This window comes from Streptomyces lancefieldiae, from assembly GCF_031845825.1.
GTDB classification, from domain to species: Bacteria; Actinomycetota; Actinomycetes; order Streptomycetales; family Streptomycetaceae; genus Streptomyces; species Streptomyces lancefieldiae.
Map to the genome: position 1 here is coordinate 126,458 of NZ_JAVRFH010000021.1, position 10,482 is coordinate 136,939.

Below are 10,482 nucleotides of genomic sequence, written 5' to 3' on the forward strand. Positions count from 1 at the left end.
GGCCGTGCTCCCTGACGTGACCCGCCTCCGGTCGGCCTGGGAATCCCTGGAGCTGACGAACGCCCCCGCCGAAGGGCCCGTGGCCTTCGGCGACGACCTGCGCCCCCAGAACCTCCTCGGTGCCTACCGCCGCGGCCTGTATCCCTTCCCCACCGAGAGTGTCGAACAGCGGTTCCTCAACGAGATGCTGTACGAGCCCGAAGTGGCGACCGGGCGCGTCCTGGTACTCCCCGGCTCCCGGGACCCCTACTCCGTTGCCTGGTGCTCCCCCGATCCCCGGCCGCTGATCCTCGTCGAGCAGGTCCGTGTGCAGCGCAGCCTTCGCCGCCAGCTGCGGAACGCCTCGCGGTGGACCACCACCGCCGACGCCTGTTTCGAACGTGTGGTCGCCCAGTGCCGGGAAGGGCGCTCCGAGCGCTGGCTCACCGACGACCTGGTCGCCGGACTGTGCCGACTGCACCAGCTCGGTTACGCGCACAGCGTGGAGGTCTGGGAGGACGGCACGCTCGTCGGCGGCACCTTCGGCGTCCGTGTCGGGGCCGTGTTCAGCGCCGACTCCCAGTTCACCCTGCGCAGCGGTGCCGGGAAGACCGCGGTCGTCGACCTGGTCCGGCGCTTCGCCGAGGCCGGCGGCACCGCCGTCGACGTCCAGCAGGACGGCGAGCACGTCCGCCTCCTCGGGGCGCGGCCCGTGCCCCGCGCACGTTACGTCGAGCTCCTGCGTGCCCCGCACCGCGGCACCGCACTGTCCACCGCCACGCTGCCCGCCGGCCGACTGGCCGACTGATGCCCCTTCAGGGCTCCACCGGAGGTCCGCCATGCCCCGCCCCGTGATCGGCAGCCATCTGCGTGCCGCGTCGCTCGCCGAACGCCCGGACCTGGAACAGGCGATGCTGTCCATGGAGTCGTCCTGGCCCGCGTACGTCCGGCCCGACCCCGTCCTCGTGCACTGGGCGTTCGAACGGCACTCCGAGCACCAGCTCGTGGTGTACGAGGGCGGATCCACGGTGGTGGCCCGCGCCGCCACCGTGCCCCTGGCCTGGGACGGCGATGCCGCCTCACTGCCCGACACCGGCTGGGACGAGGCGCTCCGTCAGTGCCTCGCCGACACCCATGGCAGGCGGAGATTCACCGCGCTGTGCGCCCTGGAGATCGCCGTGGTGCCGGGGCGCCGGGGCGAGGACCTGTCGGCGCGCACACTCGCCGCGCTGGCCGACCACGCACGGCGATCGGGGCTGCACGACATCGTCGTCCCCGTGCGGCCCAGTCGCAAGGAAGCCGAGCCGCTCACTCCCATGGCGAGGTACGTGGCGCGCTCCCGGCCCGACGGACTGCCCGAAGACCCCTGGCTGCGCGTGCACGCGAGGGCGGGCGGTGAGGTCCTGAAGGTCTGCCCGGCGTCGATGACGATCTCCGGGAGCCTCGCGCAGTGGCGGGAGTGGACCGGCCTGCCCTTCGACAGCAGCGGACACGTGATCGTTCCCGGCGCGCTGTCCCCGGTCGCGGTGGATGTCGGCCGCGACCACGCCGTGTACGTCGAACCCAATGTCTGGGTGCGACACCGGCTCTGATCCCGCAACGTCCACGGAGAGGGACCGAACTTCCATGACCAGCAGCACAGTTGAGCACACCCCGGCCGAGCGGATGAGCCTGCGGGCCGCGCTGATCGAGCGGATAGGCGGCTACATGACGGCCCACGCCATCGGCCTGACCGCCGAACTCGGCCTGGCCGACCTGATCAAGGACGGCGTCCGGGACAGCGCGGAACTCGCCGCCGAGACCCGGACGCACGAGCCTTCTCTGCGGCGTCTCCTGCGCATGCTCGCCGCCGTGGGCATCACCAGTGAGCCCGAGCCGGGCCGCTTCGCCCTGACGGAGGTCGGTGCGCAGCTTCGTTCCGACTCCCCCGACTCGCTGCGCGCCTTCGCCCGTATGTTCTGCCATCCGTCCCTGTTCTCCGCCTGGCAGGGTCTTGGCCACGCGATCTCCTCGGGCGAGCGGGCGTACGACCACGTCTTCGGCAAGGAGTTCTACGCCCACCTCTCCGAGCAGCCCGAACTCAGCGCCCTGTTCAACGAGGCCATGGGCGAGGAGTCTCGCATCGCGGCCGGTCAGCTCGCCGCGGGGTACGACTACTCCGGGTTCAAGAAGGTGGTGGACCTGGGCGGCGGTGACGGCACCCTGCTCGCCGCGGTCCTGCCCGGCAATCCGCATCTGCGCGGCGTCGTCTTCGACAGCGCGAGCGGCGTGGCCGAGGCACCCGGTGTGGTGGCGGCCGCCGGAGTTGCCGACCGGTGTGAGGTGATGGCCGGGGACTTCTTCCAGGACATCCCCACCGACGGGGACCTCTACGTCATCAAGAGCGTCTTCCAGGACTGGGGGGACGAAGACTCCCGCGCTCTGCTCCGCTCCGTCCGGGCGCAGATGCCCGATGCGGCCACGCTGCTGATCGTGGGGACCGTCCTGCCCGAGACCTCCTCCCCCGAGTTCCCCATCATGTTCTTCACGGACGTGAACATGCTGGTCAACACGGGTGGCCGGGAGCGTACCGAGAGCGAGTTCCGGGCCATGCTCGAGGACACCGGCTTCACCGTCCGTGCGGTGCGTCTCGGCGCGGCAGGCCCGCTCTCCTTCATCGAGGCCGTGCCCGGCGAGGCGCGGTGACCGGGCCCGACTTCGGTGCGGAGCTGTTCCTCGGGCGGCTCCGCACCGACCTGCTGACCCTGCCCGCGGACGCCCCCCTGAAGCTGAGCGCGGCGGAGGAGGAGTTCCTCGCCCGGCTGCGGCGGTTCTGCGTCACGGATGTCGACGGTCACCTCATCGAGCGTGCAGGCAGCATCCCGGATCGCGTCATCGAGCGGTTGAAGGACCTCGGCGCGTTGGCCATCAGGATCCCTCGGGAGTACGGGGGCCTCGGCTTCTCGGGGGCCTGCTACCACCGGGCTCTCATGCTCGTGAGCAGCGTGCACGCGTCCCTCGGCGAACTGCTGGCCGCGCACCAGGCCATCGGTCTCCCGCAGCCCCTCGCCCTGTTCGGCACCGAGGAGCAGAGGCGGACCTTTCTCCCCCGGTGCGTCCGGGAGATCTCCGCGTTCACCCTTACCGAACCGGAGCTCGGCAACGATCCGTTCCAGGTGCGCACCACCGCGGTCAGAGACCTCTCGTCGGACACGTACACCCTCAACGGGGTCAAACTGTGGGCCACGAACGGTGTCATCGCCGACCTGCTGGTCGTCCTCGCCCGGGTCCCGGAATCCGGGGAGGGCCCCGGCGGGACCACGGCCTTCGTCGTCGAGGCCGACAGCCCCGGCGTGACGGTGGAGCACCGCAGCGAGTTCCTCGGTCTGCGCGGTCTGGAGAACGGTGTGATCCGGCTGCACGACGTGACCGTCCCCGCGTGCCACCGCATCGGTGCGGAGGGGGCGGGGCTCGACATCGCGCTCGCCGCGCAGGAGACGGGGCGGCTTTCGCTGCCGGCCGTGTGCGCGGCAGCGGCGAAGTGGAGCGTGAAGATCGCCCGGGAGTGGGCGGGGGCCCGGGTGCAGGGCGGGCGACCCATCGGCGCGTACGACGCGGTCGCCGGCAAACTGTCGTTCATCGCGGCGACGGCCTTCGCCCTGGAGGCGATGGTCGAGATCACCGGTCACCACGCCGACCGGCGCGGCACCCAGGTCGAGGCCGAGCTGGCCAAACTGTTCGCTTCGGAGCAGACCTGGCTGGTCGCCGACGAGCTGATGCAGATCCGTGGGGGCCGCGGCTACGAGACCGCCGACTCGGCGGTGGCCCGCGGCGAGCGTGGCGTCCCGGTGGAGCGGCTCCTGCGGGATCTGCGTATCGGCCGGATCTTCGACGGCTCGAGTGAGGCGCTGCGGTCGTACCTCGCCCAGGCAGTGCTCGGTCGCCACCGCGAGACGGAGTACCGGGAGCACGTTCCGCGGAGCGGACCCGAGTTCACCGGCCGGCTCGGAGCGCACCTCCGGTCGGCCCGGAGTTCCGCCAGGCGTCTGGCCGAGCAGCTCCGCGCGTTCGCCCTCCATCACGACGAGGCATCCGTCGATGACCGGCAGCGCCATCTGGGCCGCCTGATCGACATCGGCGCGGAGCTGTACGCGATGGCCGCGAGCTGTGTGTACGCCACTGCCCACGCGAGCGGGGGCGAGGGGGCGGTCGAGCTCGCCGACGCGTTCTGCGCCCAGTCCGGGCGCCGGGTCGAAGCGCTGTTCGCTCAGCTCACCGGGAACACCGACACCGGGGACCGGGTCGTGGCCCGTCGACTGCTCGACGAGCGCTACGTCTGGCTGGAGGAGGACGTCATCGACACCTCCGTCGAAGGGCCTTGGATCGCGATCCCCGCCCCTGGGCCCGCGACCGGCCCCGACCTGCGCAGACGTGTGCCGAAGAGGCGGGACCCGGCGGCCGGGGGAGCCGTCGGGGCCCGGAAGGGGGACCAGTGAACGCAGTGGACCGCCTCATCGCCGAGGCACGGCGACAGATGGCCGGGCCGACGCCCAACCGCTTTCTCGACCTGCTGGAAGCGGGCCGGATCTCCCAGGGGCATCTCGCCGCGCTCGCGGGCGAGCTGTACCGACTGGTCTCCAGCGATCGCCGCAGCTTCGCGCTGGCCGCGGTTCGTTTTCCGGATCCCACGGGGGACGATCTGTTTCTCGCCCTGGCCCAGGGCGAGAGCGAGGCCCTGCGGCTGCTGCTCGGATTCGCCGCCGGACTGGGGCTGGACGAAGAGCGGCTGCGGGCGTACGAGTCGGAGCCGTTGGCTCAGGCGTACCCGGCCTTCCTGGCCCAGACCGCGGCTTTCGGCAGCCGCAGCGACCTGGCGCTGGCGCTTCTCGCGAACGTGGCCGAATCCGGGGCCACGTATGCCCGGGCGGCCGACGCGCTGCAGTCCGCGTACGGTCTCGGTGACGGCTCGGTGGCGCACTTCCGCTACTTCGCCGAGACTCCGCGAGAGGTCCTCGACCAGGCCGCCGCCACCCTGGAATCGGGCCTGGCCGGGGGCGACGCCCCGGCGGCGGCCGTACGAACGGCCCGCATGGTGCACCGGTACGAGAAGCTGTTCTGGAGCACCCTCGCCGAGATCGCCTCCGAAGGCGTCAGGCCCGGGTGAGTTCGTCCAGGTCCACTTCGCGCCGTCGGTCGATCCGGTCGTGTTCCCAGGTGCGGGTGTCCACCAGCCACCACCGCTCCACCTCGACGAGGTAGAGCCGGTGGTCGGCCGGTGCCCGCAGCGACGTCTGCGGCAGCATCCAGCGCGCACGCTCCCGCTCGTCCGGGAACAACGCCTCGTAGAAGAACGCGTGGTACTGGTCCAGCGCGTCGCCGTCCAGTTCCGTGCACACCCCGGTGAACTGGGCTCCGTCGACGGCACCGACGTCGAGGCCGTCCCCCTTCCCCGCCACGAAGAGCGATCCGCTGACTCGTGGCGTGGCGGAGATGTCACGTCCATGGCGGGAGCCGTCGGACGAGCCGAACACCAGTCGCAGCGGGCCGCCGAGCCAGGCGTACTGCAACGTCGCCACCCACGGTTCGCCGCTCTCGGACACCGTCGCCAGGTTCAGGTACCGTGCGCCGTCGAGCAGCGCGCGGGTACGAACGGCCGGCTCCTCCGCTGCGCTCATGGTGTTCTCCTCACTCTTCACGTGTCGCGCGTGACCGGTCACCCGGTCGGCTGTCGTGGCGCAGGTACACCGGCAGTGAGGTGATGCCGTTGCCGATGAAGGTGGGCACCGGCTCGACTTCCTCCGGTGGTACGGCGAGTTCCAGCCGCGGGAAGCGCGCGAACAGTGCGGGCAGGGCCGCCCGGGCCTCCAGCCGGGCGAGCCGTGAGCCGGGGCAGAAGTGGGCGCCGAGGCCGAACGCGAGGTGGTTCTTGTCCGCTCGGTCGATGTCGAAGGTGCCGGGGTCCTCGTGCACTTCGGGGTCGCGGCCGTGTGCGCCGTAGCAGATCAGGATGGCGTCGCCGGCCCGGACGACGATTCCCTCGCCGAGGTCGATGTCCTCGGTGGCCCAGCGCATCGGCAGGTGCATGACCGGGCAGTGCACGCGCATCGACTCCTCGACGGCGTCGTCCCAGCGGGCCGGGTCGGCCAGTACCGTCCTCAACTGGTCGGGGCGGGAGAGGAGTTCGCGGACCGTGTGGTCGATCAGGTTGATGGTGGTGGTGCTTCCCCCACCGATCATCAGCAGCAGCGTGGAGATCAGTTCGTGCTCGGTGAGCGGCTGCTCCGCGACGCCTTCGCCTTCCTCGTGCGCGGCGAGCAGGAAGCTCGTGAGGTCCTCGTCCGGCTGATGGCGCTTCGTGGCGATGAGGCTGCGCATCTCCGCGACGAGGGCGTCGTTGACGGCGATCGACTCTTCCTCCGACACCGCGGTCTGTCCCACGGCCCGGAACAGCCTCAGCACCTCGGGCCGCTGCTTCTCCGGCACCCCGAACAGGTCGCAGATCATCTCCGTCGGGACCCGGTAGGAGTACGCGCCGTGCAGGTCGACCACTTCGTCGCCCGGTAGTGCCGCCAGGTCGTCGAGCAGTCGGGTGACCAGCGTTTCCAGGCGTCCGTGCAGGGCGTCGACACGCCGCGGACTGAACGCCGGGGTGATCAGCTTGCGCAGCCGGGCGTGCTCCTTGCCCTCGGCGGTGGCCATGGAGTCCACGTCGACCCATGGGGAGAGCCAGGGTATGGAGCCCGGCTGGTAACCGGGCACGGTCTTCTTGAGGTCGCGCGAGACACCGGGATGGGTGAGCAGCCGCCGTACGACGTCTCCTCGGGTGACCGACCAGGCCGCGACGCCTTCCGGCAGCAGGACCGGTACGGCAGGGCCCGTCTCACGCAACCGGTCGACCTGTGCGTACATGCACGCGCCGCCCGTACTGCCGAGGGTCGCGGTGGGCTCCGCGCTGAAGGCGATCACGCTTTCGCTCCTGTCGTCTCGCCCGGCTGCGCCGCCGTGTCCGCCGTACCCGTTTCGCCGGCCGCGGCGGCCTGGCCGGTCGGCGGCACGTGCCGCAGCGCGAAGGCAGCGACGAGCGCACCGACCGCCGCGATGCCCGCCGCGACGGTGGCGGCCGTGCCGAGTCCGTCGGCGAAGGCGTCCCGCGCCACCCGGAGCAGCGCGTCGGCGTCCGCGTCCGGGAGCCGGCCCGCGGCGGCGACGGCACCGTCGAGGTTGTTCCGTGCGGCCTCGGCGTCCTGGGCCGACAGGCCGTCGGGCAGAGCGCCCTCGATCTCGTGGCGGTATCGGGCGACACCGATGCTGCCGACGATCGCTACGCCGAGGGAGATGCCGAGGTCGTTCACCGTCGAGCTGAGACCGCTCGCCGCACCGGCCTTCTCCGGCGGAACGGAGCTGACGATGAGTTCGTTGGGCAGCGTCATGGACGGTGCCACGGCCGGGTAGACGACGATGAAGCTGGCGATCAGCCAGGGCAGTCCGGTGGCCGGTCCCACCTGAGCGAGCAGCAGATAGCCCACGACCTGGACGGCGAGGCCGGTGGCCATGATGTAACCGGGCCGCACCCGCCGGGCCAGAATGGGCGAGAAGGTGGCGACGACGATCAGGATGAGCGCGGCCGGCAGGATGGCAAGTCCCGTCTCGATCGGCGAGAGCCCCTTCACCAGTTGCAGGAACTGGCTGAACATGAGGTACACGCCGCCGATGCCGGTCGGTGCGAGGACGAACACGGCCAGGGAACCGCTGACGGTGCGGTTGCCGAAGAGGCGCACGTCCACCAGCGGTGCGGCGGCCCGCAGTTGTCGCACGACGAACAGCACGCCGAAGACCAGGCCCACCCCGATGGTGCCCAGCGAGACCGACAGCGCCTCGTCGGTGGCGATGGACTTGATCCCGTAGACGAACGGCAGCATGGCCGCGAGCAGCAGCAGCGCGCTGAAGAAGTCGAGTCGCCCACCGCCCGTGTGCTGGTGCCTGGGCAGCAGCAGCGGGGCTCCGATCACCACGACCGCCATCACGGGGACGGCCACCAGGAACGTGGCCCGCCAGGAGAAGGCGTCCAGGAGCAGCCCACTGAGCAGCGGGCCGAGCGCGACACCTCCGGAGATGCCCGCGGCCCAGGCGCCGATGGCCACACCGCGCTGCCTGGCGTCATGGAACGTCGTGAAGATCAGGCCGAGCGTGGCCGGCACCTGGGCGGCACCCGCGAGACCGAGCAGGGCCCGCCAGAAGATCATCATGGCCGGGTCGTCGGTGGTCGCGGCAGCCACCGAGACGACGCCGAACACGGCCGCGCCGGCGATCAACAGGTTACGGTGCCCGATCCGGTCGGCCAGCGTGCCCATGAGCACGAGGAAGCCGGCCATGAGGAAGCCGTAGATGTCCAGGATCCACAGCGTCTGCGTGCTGCTCGGGGTGAGATCCGCGGCGAGATACGGAATCGCCAGGAACAGGATCGTGAGCATCATGAACAGGAGCATCGTGGGCAGCACGAGGATGGCCAGCGCGGCCCATTCCTTCCGTCCTGCCGTCGGCGGGGGCCCGGAGGCGGCCTGATCGGCCGCGTCATTCGCCGAGGACACGGGAGTTCTCCCTTCGCGGTCACTTACCCCTACGGGGTACGGGTACGTGGACGTTACGTTCGGTGAGCAGAGACGTCAAGGTCGCTCCTGGCTCTCCCCTGCGACTACGCCGACTTGCCCAGGCCGCAACCGATTCGGGGCGGGTGGCTTCTCAGACTCCGAGGGCCACGTCCCGCGCGTTCGGTTCCGGGTGGCCGGTACCGTTCCGGGTCACCGTGAGGGCCGTGAGCAGGAGTCCGCCACGGCACAACCAGCGGCCTTCCCAGATGTGCACCCCGGGGCTGCGCGGCGCAGGGCGCGGGATGCGGACGCGGGCCGTGTAGCGGGGGCTGTCCGCGCTGAACGTCAACGTGGCGTCCTCGAAGTCGAGGCGTTGCCCTGTCAACGGGTACCAGCTCTTGTAGACCGTCTCCTTCATGCTGAACAGCAGCCGGCCCCAGTGGATGCCGGGAGCCGTACCGGTGAGTTCGGCGACGAGACGTTGTTCGGCGGGCAGGGCTATGGTCTCCAGCACACAGGCAGGGAGGGGTTCGTTGGGCTCCGCGTCGATGCCGAGCATGGTGATGTCGTCGGTCCGGGCGAGCGCGGCCGCCCGGTAGCCGGTGCAGTGGGTGAGGCTCCCCACGATGTGGTCGGGCCATTGCGGGGCACCATGTGCGTCGGGCAGTACGGGCGTGGGGGGCCGCCCGAGGCGGGCCAGGGCCCTGCGCGCGCACCAGCGCACAGTGGCGAACTCCCGGCGCCTGCTGTCCCTCGCCCTTCTGACGACCTCGAACTCTTCGGGGTAGAGGGGGAAGTCGGGCAGGTCGTGGAAGGCCTCGACGGCCACGACTCCGGGAGGCAGCAGTTCCTCGATCATGCGTGCTCGGCCTTGACCAGGTTCGGCGCGGCCACGGCGCCGGTCGAGGGATACGGGAGGATGCGGCGCAGCCCGGTGGCGGGATGGGCGGGGCGACGCCATTCCCGTGGATAGCCGACGGACACTTCCTCGAAGCGTACGCCGTCGTGCCAGGTGGTGCGCGGGATGTGCAGATGGCCGTACACGACGCTCAGTGCGCGGAAGCGGCGGTGCCAGTCAGCGGTGCGCACCGTGCCGCACCACTGCGCGAACTCCTGGTGGTGCAGGAGCTCGGTGTTCTCCTTGATCAGCGGGAAGTGGTTGACGAGCACGGTCGGAAGGTCGGGGTCGCGGCTCTCCAGACGCCGCTCGGTCTCGACGAGCCGTGCGCGACACCAGGCTTCCCGGGTGGGGTAAGGGTCCGGGTGCAGCAGGAACTCGTCGCTGCACACGACGCCCTGCTCGTAGGCGGCGGCCAAGGACGCACGTTTGGTGGTGGTGCCGGGCGCGCGGAAGCTGTAGTCGTACAGGACGAACAGCGGCGCCACCGTCACCGGACCGCCCGCACCGCGCCACACCGCGTAGGGGTCTTCGGGCGTGAGGACGCCGAGGCCGCGGCAGAGTGCCACCAAGTGCTCGTAGCGTTCCCGGCCACGCAACTGCAGAGGGTCCTCGCGCGGGGTCCACAGCTCGTGGTTGCCGGGTGCCCAGATGACCTTGGCGAAGCGCCGGCTGAGTGTGGTGAGGGCCGATGCGATGTCCGCGGCCCGTTCTCCGATGTCGCCCGCAACGATCAGCCAGTCCTCGTCGTGCTCCGGCCGCAGGCAGTTCACGATCTTGCGGTTCTCGGGATAGGCGATGTGCAGGTCGCTGATGGCGAGAAGGCTGCCTCTTGTTCCGCTCACATCAGTCCTTGATCTCGCAGATCGCCGCCCCGGACGTCAGCGAGTTGCCGACCTGCGCCGTCAGGTCCTTGATGGTGCCGGACTTGTGGGCGTTGAGGGGCTGTTCCATCTTCATGGCTTCCAGGACGACGATGAGGTCGCCTTCCTGGACTTGCTGGCCCTCCTCGACCGCGATCTTGACGATGGTGCCCTG

General features: G+C 70.7%; 11 protein-coding genes. 5 read left to right on the forward strand and 6 right to left on the reverse strand.

Annotated elements, in window-relative coordinates:
- Positions 1-16 precede the first annotated feature (16 nt).
- The 5 genes from RM812_RS21445 to RM812_RS21465 are packed head-to-tail and all read left to right on the forward strand — an operon-like array spanning position 17 to position 5,122.
- Positions 17-787, forward strand: a complete 771-nt coding sequence (locus tag RM812_RS21445; protein WP_311574830.1) for a leucyl/phenylalanyl-tRNA--protein transferase — start codon at positions 17-19, stop codon at positions 785-787.
- A 31-nt stretch (positions 788-818) separates the two neighbouring features.
- The gene (locus tag RM812_RS21450; RefSeq protein WP_311574831.1) at positions 819-1,571 is read left to right on the forward strand and encodes an N-acetyltransferase; all 753 of its coding nucleotides are present in this window, start codon (positions 819-821) and stop codon (positions 1,569-1,571) included.
- A 34-nt stretch (positions 1,572-1,605) separates the two neighbouring features.
- The gene (locus RM812_RS21455; protein ID WP_311574832.1) at positions 1,606-2,664 is read left to right on the forward strand and encodes a methyltransferase; all 1,059 of its coding nucleotides are present in this window, start codon (positions 1,606-1,608) and stop codon (positions 2,662-2,664) included.
- Positions 2,661-4,454 carry an acyl-CoA dehydrogenase family protein gene (locus RM812_RS21460; RefSeq protein WP_311574833.1) on the forward strand — a complete coding sequence of 598 codons (1,794 nt, stop codon included), beginning with the start codon at positions 2,661-2,663 and terminating at the stop codon, positions 4,452-4,454. Before RM812_RS21455 ends, RM812_RS21460 begins: the two co-directional genes overlap by 4 nt.
- Complete coding sequence (locus RM812_RS21465; RefSeq protein WP_311574834.1) at positions 4,451-5,122, forward strand: thiaminase II/PqqC family protein; 672 nt, start codon at positions 4,451-4,453, stop codon at positions 5,120-5,122. The genes RM812_RS21460 and RM812_RS21465 overlap by 4 nt, the downstream gene beginning before the upstream one ends.
- Here RM812_RS21465 and RM812_RS21470 read toward each other — a convergent pair.
- The 6 genes from RM812_RS21470 to RM812_RS21495 form a co-directional block, all read right to left on the reverse strand.
- A complete protein-coding gene (locus RM812_RS21470; RefSeq protein WP_311574835.1) occupies positions 5,109-5,633 on the reverse strand; it encodes a pyridoxamine 5'-phosphate oxidase family protein in 525 nt (174 codons plus the stop codon). The two genes, RM812_RS21465 and RM812_RS21470, sit on opposite strands and share 14 nt — an antisense overlap.
- Before the next feature lie 10 nt (positions 5,634-5,643).
- Positions 5,644-6,924, reverse strand: a complete 1,281-nt coding sequence (locus tag RM812_RS21475) for a cytochrome P450 family protein (protein ID WP_311574836.1) — start codon at positions 6,922-6,924, stop codon at positions 5,644-5,646.
- Positions 6,921-8,546 (reverse strand): MFS transporter, encoded by a 1,626-nt coding sequence (locus tag RM812_RS21480; protein WP_311574837.1) that lies wholly within the window; start codon positions 8,544-8,546, stop codon positions 6,921-6,923. Before RM812_RS21480 ends, RM812_RS21475 begins: the two co-directional genes overlap by 4 nt.
- A 151-nt stretch (positions 8,547-8,697) precedes the next feature.
- Positions 8,698-9,405 (reverse strand): 4'-phosphopantetheinyl transferase family protein, encoded by a 708-nt coding sequence (locus tag RM812_RS21485; RefSeq protein ID WP_311574838.1) that lies wholly within the window; start codon positions 9,403-9,405, stop codon positions 8,698-8,700.
- Positions 9,402-10,289, reverse strand: a complete 888-nt coding sequence (locus tag RM812_RS21490; protein WP_311574839.1) for a metallophosphoesterase family protein — start codon at positions 10,287-10,289, stop codon at positions 9,402-9,404. Before RM812_RS21490 ends, RM812_RS21485 begins: the two co-directional genes overlap by 4 nt.
- Position 10,290: 1 nt before the next feature.
- Positions 10,291-10,482, reverse strand: a 192-nt coding sequence (locus tag RM812_RS21495) for an acetyl-CoA carboxylase biotin carboxyl carrier protein subunit (protein ID WP_311574840.1), incomplete at its 5' end; no start/stop codon positions are given.

Bases quoted from the DNA above. Each gene is read 5' to 3' on its own strand.
- RM812_RS21470 (WP_311574835.1), bottom strand. From the start codon at position 5,633: ATGAGCGCAGCGGAGGAGCCGGCCGTTCGTACCCGCGCGCTGCTCGAC.
- RM812_RS21455 (WP_311574832.1), top strand. From the start codon at position 1,606: ATGACCAGCAGCACAGTTGAGCACACCCCGGCCGAGCGGATGAGCCTG.
- RM812_RS21485 (WP_311574838.1), bottom strand. From the start codon at position 9,405: ATGATCGAGGAACTGCTGCCTCCCGGAGTCGTGGCCGTCGAGGCCTTC.
- RM812_RS21450 (WP_311574831.1), top strand. From the start codon at position 819: ATGCCCCGCCCCGTGATCGGCAGCCATCTGCGTGCCGCGTCGCTCGCC.